Raw genomic sequence first — 14,604 nt, forward strand, 5'->3', positions numbered from 1 at the left:
CCAGCCGCAGCGTCCGCTGCCAGAAGCTCAAGAAACGCATCCAGGAGCCGGCCATGAACAGGCACGTCACCTCCCCCGGCACAGGTCACCCGGCCGGCACCAACATGGTCGACGAGATCACCGGCCATCGGCGCATGCGCCGCAACCGCAAGGCCGACTGGACCCGCCGCCTTGTGCAGGAGAACCGGCTGACGGTGGACGATCTGATCTGGCCGATCTTCCTGATCTCCGGCGAAAACCGTCGCGAAAGCATCGACGCGATGCCGGGCGTGGAACGCCTGACGGTCGACATGGCCGTAGAAGAAGCCAAGCGCGCCGCCGATCTCGGCATTCCGGCGCTCGCCACTTTTCCGAACATTTCCATGGATCGTCGCGACGAGACGGGTTCGCACAGCCTTGCGAGCGACAATCTGATCAACGAGGCGACGCGGGCCATCAAGAAGGCCGTGCCGCATATCGGGATCATCACCGACGTGGCGCTCGATCCCTTCACCAGCCACGGCCATGACGGCATCCTGAAGGATGGCCAGATCCTCAACGACGACACCGTTTCACAAATCGCACAGGCGGCCGTCATCCAGGCCGATGCCGGTTCCGACATCATCGCGCCATCCGACATGATGGATGGACGCATCGGCGCGATCCGCCGGGCGCTCGATGAAGCCGGGCACCAGAATGTCGGCATCATGTCCTATGCGACGAAATTCGCGTCGGCCTATTACGGACCCTACCGCGAGGCGATCGGAACCGGCGGATTGCTGAAGGGCGACAAGCGCACCTACTATATCGATCCTGCCAACAGTGACGAGGCGGTGCGCGAAGCGGCGCTTGACGTCGAGGAAGGCGCCGACATGCTGATGGTGAAGCCGGGGCAACCCTATCTCGACATCATCGCGCGGCTGAAGGATACGTTCGCCATGCCGACCTTCGCCTACCAGGTGTCGGGCGAATATTCGATGATCCGGGCGGCCGCCGCCAATGGCTGGATCGACGGCGAAAAGGTGATGCTGGAAAGCCTGCTCGCCTTCAAGCGCGCTGGCTGCGACGGCATCCTCACCTATTTCGCACCGGAGGTCGCGACGCTCTTGGCGCGGCGATGACGTGATTTCGCACCTCGTTGAATAAGGCCACCGCCCTCCCCACATCAGTGCGGCCCGATCAGGGGCAAGAACGAGGACGGATTGGACGATGACGACGCAGGCCCATATTGACGAAGCCGTACCGCTGCAGACAGGCGCACTGGACGACTGGCGTTCCTACGAAGGGGTGCGCACGCGGCGCATGCTGGCTTTCTGCATCGATTACACGATCGTGCTTCTGCTCAGCATTCCAGTCGCGGTCATCGTGTTCTTCATCGGCCTTCTGACACTCGGCCTGGGCTGGGCGCTCTATGGCGTGCTCTTCGCCCTCGTCGCCCTGCCCTATGTGGGTTTCACCATGGGCGGGCCGAACCAGGCGACGCCCGGGATGCGGCTCATGGGCATCATGGTCGCACGCACCGACGGGCGTCCGGTCGATACGATGCTGGCCATGGTGCATGCCGTGGTCTTCTGGGCCGGCAACGTCATCCTCACGCCGCTCATCCTGCTGGCAAGCCTCTTTCTCGACCGCAAGCGACTGGTTCACGACATGTTGCTCGGCACCGTCGTGCTGCGCACCAGCGCGCTTCGCTGAGCTTCTACCGACACGAAAAGACGAGCCCGCTGACGGGCTCGTCGTTGCTGTGCGCACTGCACCCCTTTTCTTCCCGCGTGCAGCCAACGCGGTCGGTCTTCAACGATCCAGTTGACGTTTCCGCAGCTTGCGCCATGGTATGGGGGATCAAGAGGGCAAGAATCTTCGATCGAGCGCGATGACCAGCCATCCCGTCCAATCTCCGCAGTTTTTCCTGACGGCCCCCTCGCCCTGCCCTTATCTCGAAGGCCAGTTCGAGCGGAAGGTCTTCACGCATCTCGTCGGTGAGAAAGCAAGCGATCTCAACGATCTGCTGACGCAGGGCGGCTTCAGGCGCTCGCAGAACATAGCTTATCGCCCCGCCTGCGAGACGTGCCGCGCCTGCATTTCCGTCCGCATTCTCGTCGATGAGTTCCAGCCGTCGCGCTCCATGCGCCGTGTGCTTCAACGCAACTCCGACCTCATCGCGATCGAATACCCGGCGGAACCATCGAGCGAGCAATATTCGCTTTTTCGCGGTTACCTCGACGCCCGGCACCGCAAGGGCGGCATGTCGGACATGACCGTGCTCGATTATGCGATGATGGTCGAAGATAGCCATGTCGAGACGAAGATCATCGAATACCGGATCTCCGACCCCGACAGCCGCATCACCGGCAAGTCGACGGGGCCGCTCATCGCCGTGGCGCTGTCAGACGTCATGGGCGATGGCATGTCGATGGTCTATTCCTTCTACGATCCCGAGCACCGCGATCGCTCGCTCGGCAGCTTCATGATCCTCGACCACATCGCGCGCACGCGCCAGCGCGGCCAGCCGCATGTCTATCTCGGCTACTGGGTCGCCGGCTCTCGGAAGATGGATTACAAGACGAAGTTCCTGCCCCAGGAACATCTCGGCGCGCGTGGCTGGGAACGGTTTTGCAGCAAGCCCTGATCTGAGGCGGGCTTTGGCAGGCCGCTCCTAGTCCTTGCCGACGCAGTCCTGATGCCGGATCTCTTCAGCACCATCGTCGCCGCGGTAAAGACTTCCCTCATTGCCCTTGGACCACCAGACGAAGCGTTCGCCTTCGCCGGCCGTCGCATAGCGCACGCCGGAGCCGCTGATGATGGTCTCCATCACATGCATTGCGCCATCGGCGCGCACGACTGCAAGCGATAGCCCGCTCGCCATGTTGAGATAGGCGATGTCGATCTCAGCGCCGTCGGCGCAGACATAGGTGGCGACGACGCCTTCATAGGCAGGCGCCTGGTCTTGGGCGAACGCCGACGTCACGAATGCCAGTACAGTGACGCCGAGGGCTGTGGATGCGAAGCGGACCATGTTTGAACTCGCCCCCTCTCTCGGAGCCTCAGCCCGTGAATTTGCCGCTGCGCGGGAAACCCTTCGGCGCGATGCGGCCGGCCTGGGCTCGGTCGCCCAGCCATTCGGTCAGCTCTTCCCGGTTGCGCGTGAAGGACCGGCCGGCCGAATCGGCCCAGCTCAAACCGTCGGCCATGGCAAAGCACTTGAGATCGGCGATGCCGCCATCCTTGTAGCGCTGGAGCCGCACGCCCTTGCCGCGGCTCATCTCGGGGATCTGAACCAGCGGGAAGACCAAGAGCTTGCGGTTTTCGCCGATCACGGCAACGCTGTCGCCAGAGACGGGAACGACCATGCGCGTCTCGTCCGGCAGCTTGACGTTCATCACCTGCTTGCCCTTGCGGGTGTTCGCGACCAGTTCGCTTTCGGCGACGACGAAGCCGTTTCCTTCGCCGGAGACGATGATCATCTTGGCGGTCGCGTCATAGACGAAGGCCGTGACGATATCTTGATCGTTGTCCATCTCGACCATGATGCGCAGCGGTTCGCCGTGCCCGCGTCCGCCCGGCAACTTGTCTGCGCCGAGCGTGAACGCCTTGCCGCCGGTGGTCACCAGAATGATCTTGTCGGTCGTCTGGGCCGGGAACGCGGTCTTCAGCTTGTCGCCATCCTTGAAGGCGAGGCTCGAGAGATCGGACATGTGGCCTTTGAGCGCGCGGATCCATCCCTTTTCGGAGATGACGACCGTGATCGGCTCCTTCTCGATCATCGCCTGCTGAATTGCTTCCAGATCCGTCTCGGGCGCATCGGCGAACTGGGTGCGACGGCGGCCGAGTTTCGTATCCTTGCCGAAGGTCTTCTTGACCTCCTTCACCTGCCAGGACACCGCCTGCCACTGCTTGACGTCGGACGATAGCAGTCCTTCGATCTTAGCCTTTTCTTCCGTGAGTTCATCGAACTCACGCCGGATTTCCATCTCTTCCAGGCGCCGCAAGTGTCGCAGGCGCATGTTGAGGATGGATTCGGCCTGAAGCTCGGTCAGCGTGAAGGTCGCGATCAGCACCTCTTTCGGTTCGTCCTCCTCGCGGATGATGCGGATCACCTCGTCGAGGTTCAGATAGGCGATCAAAAGGCCGCCGAGGATTTCCAGCCGGCGCTCGATGGCCGCAAGGCGATGGCGCGAGCGCCGCTGCAGCACGTCCTTTCGGTGCTCCAGCCACTCCCACAGCACCTCGTTCAGCGCCATGACCTTCGGCACGCGACCCATGCTCAGAACGTTCATGTTGAGCGGGATGCGGCTTTCCAGGTCGGTGACGCGGAAGAGCGATTCCATCAGAAGCTGCGGATCGACCGTGCGGCTCTTGGGGATGAGGACCAGACGCACGTCTTCGGCGGATTCGTCGCGCACGTCGTCGAGCAGCGGCAATTTGCGGGCGTTCAAAAGCTCGGCGATCTTTTCGATCAGCCGTGCCTTCTGCACCATGTACGGAATTTCCGTGACGACGATCTGATAGCCGCCACGGCCGGTATCCTCGGTCTCCCAGCGCGCCCGCACGCGGAAGCCGCCGCGGCCGGTGCGGTAGGATTCCAGAATGGAACCCCGGCTTTCCACCATGACGCCACCGGTCGGCAGGTCGGGTCCCGGAATGAACTCCATCAGATCCTCGACCGACGCATCGGGATGCTCGATCAGATGGAGCGCGGCGTCGCAGAGTTCGGCGGCATTGTGCGGGGGGATCGAGGTCGCCATGCCCACGGCGATGCCGGTGGAGCCATTGGCGAGCAGGTTCGGAAACGCGCCGGGCAGAACGGTCGGCTCGCTGTTTTCCTCGTCATAGGTGGTGCGAAAGTCGACGGCGTCCTCGTCGATGCCTTCGAGGATGAGTTCGGCGGCGGCCGTCATCTTCGATTCGGTGTAGCGCATGGCGGCTGCGTTATCGCCGTCGATATTGCCGAAATTGCCCTGGCCGTTGACCAACGGATAGCGAACGGCGAAATCCTGCGCCAGACGCACCAGAGCATCGTAGATCGACTGGTCGCCATGGGGGTGGAAGTTACCCATGACCTCGCCGACGATCTTCGCGCATTTGCGGAAGGATCCGGCCGAACGCAGACCCATCTCGCTCATGGCATAGATGATGCGACGGTGAACCGGCTTCAGCCCGTCGCGCACGTCGGGCAGCGCGCGATGCATGATTGTCGAGAGCGCATAGGCAAGGTAGCGCTCTTCGAGCGCCTTCTTCAGATCGATCGGTTCGATCTCGTCCGGTGATCGCGGCGGTCCAAGGTCCTTACCCATCCGTCGGGCTTATCGCCTGGGGTGTCGAGCGTAAAGAGGCGGAGCCTTCGCCGGGCTTGCGTCACGGGACTTGTCCACACGCATGTCTTCTGGACCGGCTGCCTTCATCAGGACAATAATCCGGCCATGATGGACAGGACACGAATCTCCCGCATGATTGCTGCAAAAGAGACCTACGCATGGCTTCGAAAATGCCCGTGACTACGCTTGCCTTCATGGTCGCCTGTGGATGCGTGGTTCTGTCGGACGGAGCGCTTGCCCAGGATGGCGTGGCCGATGCGCTTCTCGACCGCATGCTCAACTCGGTCGCGATCGAGGATGGCACGTTCAGCTACGAACGCGTCGATCTCGACGGCGAGCGACTGACCTTTTCCGACGTGCTGGTAACGCCCGAAGGCGGCCAGCCGGTGCCGATAGACACGGTCATCTTCGACGGCGTGTCGCGCAGTGCGGCCGGCGATTTCAATGTCGCGCAGATCCTCATACCGACGCTTCAAGTCAGCCAGACCGGCGGTCGGGTGACGGTCGAGGACATCATGGTAAGCGGTGTCGACCTGTTTGCCGATGCCGGTCGGCGGGCCTCCTACGACCAGGCGATGACCGGACCGGTCAATCTCGTCATGGATGGTGTCACCGTCTTTTCAGCGGTCTCGACCTCGCTCGAAGTCACACCATCCGCCAGCGGCGCGATAGAGACTTCGGTGGAAGCAAGCGGGATCGAGATACCCGCCGAGATGGCTGGCCATCCGTCCGCGGTGTCCGCGATGAAGGCCATGGGCTACGATACGCTGACAGGCTCCATGCATCTGACGAGCAACTGGAACGAAACGACGGGCGCACTCGCCGTTCCCGATCTCAGCCTGATGCTGGACGAGATGGGGATCCTGACCTTCAGCTTCGAGATGGAAGCGCTCGACACTGCGCCCTGGGCGATGATGCGCGGGGGCGAGACCATGAGAAGCGAAGCCCAGGCACGCGCAGCGCTGGCAGATGCGATGGGGTCGGCGGTGCTCTCCAACGGCTCCATCCGCTTTCTGGATACGGGCCTGACGGGCCGTATCCTCGCTTACACCGGAAGCACCCAGGGCCTGAACGCGGCAGAGATGACCAGCGTCTCGCGCATGATGCTGCCGCTTGCAGTGGCGCGTCTCGGCCACCCGCGCCTGCAGGCCGAAATCCTCGAGGTCGCAAATGCCTTCCTGATCGAGCCGGACACGTTCGAGATCAAGGTAGCGCCGGCCCAGCCGGTGCCCGTGATGCAGATCGCGGCGGCTGCAATGATGTTTCCCCAGGCCCTGCCCGACCTGCTCAATCTCAGCGTTTCGAATTTCGATCTGAGCGACCCGCTCCCGTCCAGGTAGCCACGCAACGGGCGATGATGAGCCGTGCGCCGCGTTCGAGATCCGCAGCACTTATCGGCAGCTCGCCTTCTAGCGCATCCTCCGGCAGAGGCGGCACGTGGACGAAACCGGTCATGCCGGCTTGCAGCCCCTCGCAGGTGCCTGAACGGGCGAGCGCGAACGCCATGTTGCAGAGATAGCCACCGGCATCGTCCGACCATTCGACCGGCAGGCCCTCGGCCTGAAGATCGTCGGCGATGGCATTGAGAGGCAGTGTGGACGTCCAGCTTTCCGGCCCATCGCAGATCCGCTCGCTCACCGGAAGATGGCCCTGATTGTCGGGCCGCGCATGCTTAAGGCTGTTGCGGGCAAGCCCCTCCAGCCGAAAACCGATCGCGCGCCGGGCGAGGCCGAACTGAATGACGATGTCTGGACGAAATGCGCGGCCGATCGCGGAGAGGCGGTCGGCAAGACCTGCATATTCCACCGGCAGGATTTCCGCTTGGAAGGCTTCCAGGCCTTCGGTCGGCGGATCGAGGCTCAGGAGACGTGCCAGCGCCTCGGTCGGATTGACCGGGGCGCCGGGAAAGACGGAAAAGCCCGTGACGAGCACGCGGGGCAACGGTGTTGCGCCCTCGCCCGCCATCGGGATCAGTCGTCCTTCTTCTTCGGGATCACGCGCAGTCCGAGATCGACGAGCTGCTTGTTCTCGGCGGGCGCCGGAGCGCCCATCAGAAGGTCCTGCGCCTGCTGGTTCATTGGGAACAGCGCGATTTCGCGCAGGTTGCGCGCACCGCAGACGAGCATAACGATACGGTCGACGCCGGCTGCCATGCCGCCATGCGGCGGAGCGCCGTACTGGAACGCGCGGTAGAGACCGCCGAAGCGCTCCTCGACATCGCTCTTCGACAGGCCGACCATCTCGAATGCCTTGACCATCAGGTCGGGCTTGTGGTTGCGCAGGCCCCCCGAAACGATCTCGAAGCCGTTGCAGACCAGGTCATATTGATAGGCCTTGATGCCGAGCGGGTCGGAGCCTTCCAGCGCCTCCATGCCACCCTGCGGCATCGAGAACGGATTGTGCGCGAAGTCGATCTTCTTCTCGTCCTCGTTCCATTCGTAGAAGGGGAAGTCGACGATCCAGCAAAGCTCGAAGCGCTCGCGGTCGATGAGGTTCAATTCCTCGCCGGCGCGGTCACGAGCAGCACCAGCGAACTTGTAGAACTTCTTCGGATCGCCGGCCGCGAAGAAACACGCATCGCCGGGCTCCAGGCCGAGCTGCTGGCGAATGGCTTCAGTGCGCTCCTCGCCGATATTCTTGGCAATCGGGCCGGCACCTTCGATCTTGCTGCCTTCCTCACGCCAGAAGATGTAGCCGAGGCCCGGCTGGCCTTCGCCCTGCGCCCAGGAATTCATGCGGTCACAGAACGCGCGCGAGCCGCCGGTCTTGGCGGGGATCGCCCAGACTTCGGCCTTGTCGCTGCCGGCGAGGATGTTGGCGAACACCTTGAAGCCAGAGCCGCGGAAATGCTCGGACACATCCTGCATCTCGATCGGGTTGCGCAGGTCCGGCTTGTCCGAACCATAGGTGCGGATGGACTCGTCATAGGGAATGCGCCGGAAGCTCGGCGTGACCGGCTTGCCCTCGGCGAATTCCTCGAAGATGCCGCGCAGGACCGGCTCCATCGTGCCGAGGATCTCGTCCTGTTCGACGAAGCTCATTTCGAGGTCGAGCTGGTAGAATTCGCCGTAGAAGCGATCGGCGCGCGGATCTTCATCGCGGAAGCACGGCGCGATCTGGAAGTAGCGATCGAAGCCCGACACCATCAGAAGCTGCTTGTAGATCTGCGGCGCCTGCGGCAGCGCGTAGAACTCGCCCTGGTGCAGGCGGGACGGCACGAGGAAGTCGCGCGCGCCTTCCGGCGACGATGCGGTCAGGATCGGCGTCTGGAATTCGGTAAAGCCGATCTCGTTCATGCGACGACGCATCGCGGCAATAACCCGGGTGCGGGTCATGATGTTCTTGTGCAGCGTCTCGCGGCGCAGATCGAGGAAGCGGTACTTCAGGCGCACGTCTTCCGGATAATCGGGTTCGCCGAAGACAGGCAGCGGCAGTTCCTTGGACGCGGACAGCACTTCGATTTCAGTGGCGTAAATCTCGATCTCGCCCGTCGGCATCTTGGCGTTGACGGTTTCCTGGGTGCGCGCCTTGACCCTGCCGTCGATGCGGATGACCCATTCGCCACGGACCTTCTCGGCATCCTTGAACGCTGGGGAATCAGGATCGGCGACGACCTGCGTGATGCCGTAATGGTCGCGCAAATCGAGGAAGAGCACGCCGCCATGGTCACGCACACGGTGGACCCAGCCCGAGAGGCGGACGGTTTCGTCCACATTGGCCTTGCGGAGGGCGGCGCAGGTATGGCTGCGATAACGGTGCATCAATTGATCCCGGAATTCTTGCTTGGACATGGTTCGGGAGCGCTGGCGCGGCCTTGTCCGAATGGCAGCCGCCGCCCCTGAAATTCGCGCCGGACAAGCGCATGGCAAGGCCGGTTTGTCAAGGATTGGCGCGGGCAAGCACTTGGGCTGCGGCGAGCCGTTTGCAATAGCCCACCCCTCTTATATAGAGCATTCATGGACATCATTACATCGACCGACGCCCTTGCGGCCGCCTGCGACAGGCTCTCCACTTCCGAGTTCGTGACGATCGACACGGAGTTTCTTCGCGAAACGACGTTCTGGCCGCAGCTTTGCCTCATCCAGATGGCATCGCCGGACCTCGCCGTCATTGTCGACCCGTTGGCGAGCGGTATCGACCTCAGCCCGTTCTTCAAACTGATGGCCGATACGAAGATCACCAAGGTCTTTCACGCTGCACGTCAGGATATCGAGATCATTTTCCACCTGGGCGATCTCATTCCCCACCCGATCTTCGATACGCAGATCGCGGCGATGGTGTGCGGGTTCGGCGATTCGATCTCCTACGACCAGCTGGTGGCGCGCATCACCGGTGGGCGCATCGACAAGACGTCGCGCTTCACCGACTGGAGCCGCAGACCGCTATCGGACACGCAACTCGAATATGCGCTGGCCGACGTCACTCATCTGCGGGACGTCTATCTGCATCTGAAAGCCGAGTTGGAGCGCGAAGGCCGCACACACTGGCTCAAGGAAGAGATGGACGTTCTGGAATCGCGCGAGACCTACGATCTACATCCCGACGACGCCTGGAAGCGGCTGCGGATGCGGGTGAAGAAGCCTCGCGAACTCGCAATCCTACAGACCGTTGCTGCATGGCGCGAGCGCGAGGCGCGTGCCCGCGACGTTCCGCGCGGCCGGGTGCTCAAGGACGACGCCATATACGAGATTGCGCAGCAGGCGCCGAAGGATACCGAAGCCTTGTCGCGACTGCGCACCATCCAGCGCGGCTGGGAACGCTCTCAGGCTGGTCAGGCGGTGATCACGGCCGTCAACGAGGCACTGGCGATCCCAAAGGATGACATGCCCCGCCTGGAGCGTTCGCGCGCCGCGCCCGAGGGTGCCGGTGCGGCAACCGAACTCCTGAAGGTGCTCCTGAAGCTCATCACGGAACGCGAAGGCGTCGCACCGAAGATCATCGCGAATGCCGACGATCTGGAACAGATCGCGACCAATGGCGAGGATGCAGACGTGCCGGCACTCCATGGCTGGCGGCGCGAGATGTTCGGCGACAAGGCTCTGGACCTGATCAACGGTCGCCTGGCGCTGCGTTTCAAAGAAAAGCGCGTGGACACACTCGACATCGGCTAAAGGCGCAGCGGCGTGAGCGATCTCGCGACCACCGTTCACAATGAGCGCACGAAGCTGACGGCGACGTGGCTGAATGGCGTTGCGATCGCCTTGATGGCCGTCGGAGGCTTTGCCCCGACCATCTCCTACCTCGCCGCAACGGTGTCGACGCCCTCGCCGGAGTGGCTGACGACCACCAGCGCAGCTTGTTTTGGGTTCAGCGTTGCCCTACATTTTATGGCACGGAAGGTGCTCGGAAGGTTGAGATCGTGACCGGTCTGGAACTTTATATCGCATTCGGTGTGCCGGCGATGTTTCTCGCTTGTGGCGTCATCGTCTATTTCTTGACGGCGCTCAGCGACCGCAAGACGAACTGATCAACTCCGCTTTTCTTTCTCAGTGACAGAACCGGAAGCTCAGATCGCGGCCGGTGAGTTTGGCGAGCTGTTGCAGCCGGCCTTCCAGCCGCTCTCCTTCGAAGTGTGCCATATCGGCCGGGACCACGAAGACGAGTGCGTTTTCCCCCTCCCCCTTTTCGACCGATAGACGCCGGACCGCGCCCGGCATCGATGCGGAAAAGAGGTAAAGCACGCGCAGCAGGCCGCCGAGCAGTTTGGCGCATTCCAGCAGCCGGGGAGTCGCGATTGCGGCCAGCGGGCTCGTTGCGCCGTCGTCGTTCAGACCCTCGAAGCGGTAATAGTTGGCGAGCGCGATATAGGCCCGGCCGGCATGGGTGATGCCGGTGAAGGAGCCGTGGGCGATGATGTTGAGCGCCTGCAGGCCGCGGTAATCGGGATGGGCGCGCCAGGATATGTCGGCCATGAGGCAGGCCGCCTGCCGGTAGCGGCTTTCTTCCGGCGTTTCTTCCACGCCGAATACGGAGAAGATCTCGCCCGTCCAATCGGCAAGCTCGCGGGCATGTTCGGGCGAACGCGCGCGAAGCACGGCGAGTTCATGGGCAGCGGTGAGCAGCGGATCCCGGGCCCTCTCCTCTTCGCTCAGCAGGGAAAAGAGATAGCCTTCTCGCACGCCCAGAGCCGAGAAGCAGACCGTCTTCGGCTTCATCCGCTCGATCGTTTCCTTGAGCGTCACGGCGCCGTAGGGCAGTAGCGCGCGGCGGCTCTTGGAGACCACCCGCATCGCATCATCCTTGGCAAGCTTGCCGGAAACGATGGCGTCCAGGAATGCCATCGCGGTGTCATACGGGATCTCGTAATTCTGCATCATGTGCAGAGGGTAACCGGTGGCTTCCATGTGGAGACGAGCAATGTTTCGCCACGTGCCGCCAACGCAATAGAAGGTGCGGTCGCGGCCGGCGGTCAACATGTCCGCCCGCGCGATCTGCTGCTTTGCGATCGTGGCCGCCTCATCGAGATTGCTGTGCGCGGTATCGGCGAGCCGCAGCCCGCCAAGCGGGAGCGTCATGCCACGGCTGATCTCGTTGCCGACGATGTCGACGAGCTCCAGCGAACCGCCGCCAAGATCGCCGGCGATGCCGTCCGGCGCATGGAAGCCGGATATGATGCCGTATGCAGAGAAAAGCGCTTCTTCCTCGCCCGTCAGGATGCGGATCGAGGTTCCGAGCGTCGCCTCGGCGCGCTTGACGAATTCCGGTCCGTTTTCAGCCTCACGTGCAGCGGCAGTCGCCAGCACATGCATACGGGTCGCGCGCGCTTGATCCGACAGGGCACGAAAGCGGCGCAAAGCGAGGATCGCTCGCTCCACACCGGTCTCTTCCATCCGGCCGGTTTCAGCCAAGCCTCGACCCAACCCGCAGAGAACCTTCTCGTTGAAGAGGACGGTCGGTGAGCGGCTAAGACCTTCGTAAACAACCAGACGCACAGAGTTCGACCCGATGTCGATGACCGATATCGGGTGAATGCCGGGCAAACGGCCACGCGCTTCGGATTCAACCATGCAATATTTTAGCTTCTGCTTTTCTTGCCGGAAATCCAACCGGCTATCAGCTTCGGGGCGCTGGAGTTCAGGGCTTCTCCTCGGCCGGACAGGCTGGGGTTCGTCATGAAATAGACCTGCGCATTGAACGGCTCTTCGCCGGGACGCGCCTCCTGTCGGCTGGACGTCCCATCCTCCAATATCTTGTAGCTCTGCTGGTTATCAATAAGGTTGCCGAGCATAATTTGTGACAGAACCTGTTCATGCACGGTCTTGTTCGTCAACGGCACGAGCGTCTCGACGCGCCGATCCAGATTGCGCGGCATCATGTCTGCCGATCCGATATAGACGAGTGCGCGTTCCGACGGCAGGCCATCGCCATTGCCGAAACAGAAGATGCGGCTGTGCTCCAGGAAGCGTCCGATGATTGATTTCACCCGGATGCGTTCGGACAAGCCAGGCACGCCCGGGCGCAGGCAGCAGATGCCGCGGATCACCAGATCGACTTCAACGCCAGTCTGGCTCGCCCGGTAAAGCGCGTCGATGATCTCCGGATCGACGAGCGCGTTCATCTTCATCCAGATGGCAGCCGGTCTTCCAGCACTTGCGTGAGCGATCTCGCCTTCGATGTGGCTCAAAATGCGCTGGCGCAGCGTCAGCGGCGAAACCGCGAGCTTCATGTCACCCTCCGGCTCACCATAGCCGGTGATGAAATTGAAGACATTCGCAACGTCCTTGGCGATCGCCGGATTGCAGGTGAAGAAGGAAAGATCCGTATAGATCTTGGCCGTGACCGGGTGATAGTTGCCCGTACCGAGATGGCAGTAGCTGACCAACCCCTTCTCCTCACGGCGCACGACCAGCGACATCTTGGCATGCGTCTTCAGCTCGATGAAGCCGAAGACCACCTGAACGCCGGCGCGCTCCAGATCTCGGGCCCAGCGAATATTCGCCTCCTCGTCGAAACGTGCTTTCAGTTCAACAAGCGCCGTCACCGACTTTCCGGCATCGGCAGCGTCGATCAAGGCGCGCACGATCGGACTGTCGTTCGACGTCCGGTAGAGCGTTTGCTTAATTGCAAGAACGTTCGGGTCACGAGCGGCCTGGAACAGGAACTGGGCGACGACGTCGAACGATTCGTAAGGGTGGTGGATGACCAGATCCTTCTCGCGGATCGCTGCCAGGCAGTCGCCGGCATGGTCGCGCACGCGTTCTGGGAAGCGGGCATTGTACGGTTCGAAACGCAGATCGTCGCGCGGCGCCTTCACGATCTCCGAAATGGTGTTCAGCGCAAGAAAGCCCGGCAGGAGCGCGACCCGGTTTTCCGGAACGTTCAGTTCGTCGATGACAAACTGGCGCAGGGATCGCGGCATGTCGCTGTCGAACTCGATGCGGATGACCGAGCCACGGCGACGCCGCTTCAGCGCGCTTTCGAAAAGCCGAACAAGATCTTCGGCCTCTTCCTCCACTTCGATATCGCTGTCGCGGATGATGCGGAACGTGCCGGAGCCTTTCACCTCGTAGCCGGGGAAGAGCCGGCCGATGAAGAGGCCGATGACATCTTCCATGGTGATGTAACGGATGCGCGTGCCCTGATCCGGCAAGCGGATGAATCGGTCGAGCGCCGTTGGAATACGCAAGAGCGCCGTCATGGGATCGCGGCCGGTCTTGCTTACCAACTGCAAACCGATCGAGAAGCCAAGATTTGGAATGAACGGGAAAGGATGCGCCGGATCGATCGACAGCGGCGTCAGAACCGGGAAGATTGAACGGAGGAACTCGTCTTCGAGCCAAGGCCTGTCATCGGGCTCCAGCCGATCCGGGCGAACGATGTGGATGTCTTCCTTCGCCAGATAATTTTGCAGATCGGCGAGCGAAGCCTGCTGCTCCATCTGCAGCTTGCCGACTTCCGCCAGGATCATGTCGAGCTGCTCGGGCGGCGTCAGGCCATCGGGCGAACGGTTGCCGATCCCTTCGCGAACCTGGCCCTCCAGACCGGCCACGCGCACCATGAAGAACTCGTCCAGGTTGGCAGCGGAGATCGAAAGAAAGCGCACACGCTCCAGAAGCGGATGAGCAAGATTTTTGGTTTCCAGCAGGACGCGGCGATTGAACTGGAGCCAGGAGAACTCGCGATTGACGAACCGGCTGGGGCTTTCAAACAGCTCGGGATCCAGGCTGGTCGCGGGCGCCTCATCCCGCTCGCGCTTCGGAGCCTCAACAGCCAGTGGCTCTGCTATTGCAGCGTGGTCCTGTTCGTCGGTCATGCACATCAACTTTCTTCGGTTCCGGCCTCTCCGGAGCACCTAACCAAATCTAGCGAA

Annotated in this window: 12 protein-coding genes; 6 read left to right on the forward strand and 6 right to left on the reverse strand. The window is 62.3% G+C overall.

The genetic code is table 11. The features are described 5' to 3' along the window. The first annotated feature begins 53 nt into the window (after nt 1-53). The 3 genes from hemB to D5400_RS14935 all read left to right on the forward strand — a co-directional run bounded on the left by hemB (nt 54) and on the right by D5400_RS14935 (nt 2,608). A complete protein-coding gene (gene hemB, locus D5400_RS14925) occupies nt 54-1,100 on the forward strand; it encodes a porphobilinogen synthase (protein WP_126010735.1) in 1,047 nt (348 codons plus the stop codon). An 88-nt stretch (nt 1,101-1,188) separates the two neighbouring features. After that, entirely contained in the window at nt 1,189-1,674 is a 486-nt protein-coding gene (locus tag D5400_RS14930; protein ID WP_126010736.1) for an RDD family protein, read from the forward strand. A gap of 178 nt (nt 1,675-1,852) precedes the next feature. After that, the gene (locus D5400_RS14935; protein ID WP_126010737.1) at nt 1,853-2,608 is read left to right on the forward strand and encodes an arginyltransferase; all 756 of its coding nucleotides are present in this window, start codon (nt 1,853-1,855) and stop codon (nt 2,606-2,608) included. Between the two features lie 27 nt (nt 2,609-2,635). Here the strand turns inward: D5400_RS14935 and D5400_RS14940 are convergent, their stop codons facing one another. After that, nucleotides 2,636-2,995, reverse strand: a complete 360-nt coding sequence (locus D5400_RS14940; RefSeq protein ID WP_126010738.1) for an MliC family protein — start codon at nt 2,993-2,995, stop codon at nt 2,636-2,638. A gap of 28 nt (nt 2,996-3,023) precedes the next feature. Then, nucleotides 3,024-5,273: a DNA topoisomerase IV subunit A gene (parC, locus tag D5400_RS14945; RefSeq protein ID WP_126010739.1), complete on the reverse strand. Its 2,250-nt coding sequence runs from the start codon at nt 5,271-5,273 to the stop codon at nt 3,024-3,026. A 179-nt stretch (nt 5,274-5,452) separates the two neighbouring features. Here parC and D5400_RS14950 point away from each other — a divergent pair, with 179 nt between their 5' ends. Continuing rightward, nucleotides 5,453-6,634: a hypothetical protein gene (locus D5400_RS14950; RefSeq protein ID WP_126010740.1), complete on the forward strand. Its 1,182-nt coding sequence runs from the start codon at nt 5,453-5,455 to the stop codon at nt 6,632-6,634. Here D5400_RS14950 and D5400_RS14955 read toward each other — a convergent pair. Beyond that, nucleotides 6,588-7,259, reverse strand: a complete 672-nt coding sequence (locus tag D5400_RS14955) for a pyroglutamyl-peptidase I (protein WP_126010741.1) — start codon at nt 7,257-7,259, stop codon at nt 6,588-6,590. The two genes, D5400_RS14950 and D5400_RS14955, sit on opposite strands and share 47 nt — an antisense overlap. A gap of 5 nt (nt 7,260-7,264) precedes the next feature. Further along, nucleotides 7,265-9,055, reverse strand: a complete 1,791-nt coding sequence (aspS, locus tag D5400_RS14960) for an aspartate--tRNA ligase (RefSeq protein ID WP_126010742.1) — start codon at nt 9,053-9,055, stop codon at nt 7,265-7,267. A gap of 195 nt (nt 9,056-9,250) precedes the next feature. Between aspS and rnd the strand changes: the two genes are divergently transcribed. Both rnd and D5400_RS14970 read left to right on the forward strand, forming a co-directional pair. Further along, nucleotides 9,251-10,405, forward strand: a complete 1,155-nt coding sequence (gene rnd, locus D5400_RS14965) for a ribonuclease D (RefSeq protein WP_425364884.1) — start codon at nt 9,251-9,253, stop codon at nt 10,403-10,405. A 12-nt stretch (nt 10,406-10,417) separates the two neighbouring features. Further along, complete coding sequence (locus D5400_RS14970; RefSeq protein ID WP_126010743.1) at nt 10,418-10,657, forward strand: amino acid transporter; 240 nt, start codon at nt 10,418-10,420, stop codon at nt 10,655-10,657. A 123-nt stretch (nt 10,658-10,780) separates the two neighbouring features. On the opposite strand, the gene ppx is transcribed toward D5400_RS14970, so the two are convergent. Then, entirely contained in the window at nt 10,781-12,301 is a 1,521-nt protein-coding gene (gene ppx / locus D5400_RS14975; RefSeq protein ID WP_126010744.1) for an exopolyphosphatase, read from the reverse strand. An 8-nt stretch (nt 12,302-12,309) separates the two neighbouring features. Continuing rightward, a complete protein-coding gene (locus tag D5400_RS14980) occupies nt 12,310-14,457 on the reverse strand; it encodes an RNA degradosome polyphosphate kinase (RefSeq protein WP_342635472.1) in 2,148 nt (715 codons plus the stop codon). Nucleotides 14,458-14,604 lie beyond the last annotated feature (147 nt).

The sequence above is a fragment of the Georhizobium profundi genome, from assembly GCF_003952725.1.
In the GTDB taxonomy this organism is placed as follows: Bacteria; Pseudomonadota; Alphaproteobacteria; order Rhizobiales; family Rhizobiaceae; genus Georhizobium; species Georhizobium profundi.

Bases quoted from the DNA above. Each gene is read 5' to 3' on its own strand.
- aspS (WP_126010742.1), bottom strand. From the start codon at position 9,055: ATGCACCGTTATCGCAGCCATACCTGCGCCGCCCTCCGCAAGGCCAAT.
- hemB (WP_126010735.1), top strand. From the start codon at position 54: ATGAACAGGCACGTCACCTCCCCCGGCACAGGTCACCCGGCCGGCACC.
- D5400_RS14940 (WP_126010738.1), bottom strand. From the start codon at position 2,995: ATGGTCCGCTTCGCATCCACAGCCCTCGGCGTCACTGTACTGGCATTC.
- parC (WP_126010739.1), bottom strand. From the start codon at position 5,273: ATGGGTAAGGACCTTGGACCGCCGCGATCACCGGACGAGATCGAACCG.
- rnd (WP_425364884.1), top strand. From the start codon at position 9,251: ATGGACATCATTACATCGACCGACGCCCTTGCGGCCGCCTGCGACAGG.
- D5400_RS14935 (WP_126010737.1), top strand. From the start codon at position 1,853: ATGACCAGCCATCCCGTCCAATCTCCGCAGTTTTTCCTGACGGCCCCC.
- D5400_RS14930 (WP_126010736.1), top strand. From the start codon at position 1,189: ATGACGACGCAGGCCCATATTGACGAAGCCGTACCGCTGCAGACAGGC.
- D5400_RS14950 (WP_126010740.1), top strand. From the start codon at position 5,453: ATGGCTTCGAAAATGCCCGTGACTACGCTTGCCTTCATGGTCGCCTGT.
- ppx (WP_126010744.1), bottom strand. From the start codon at position 12,301: ATGGTTGAATCCGAAGCGCGTGGCCGTTTGCCCGGCATTCACCCGATA.
- D5400_RS14955 (WP_126010741.1), bottom strand. From the start codon at position 7,259: ATGGCGGGCGAGGGCGCAACACCGTTGCCCCGCGTGCTCGTCACGGGC.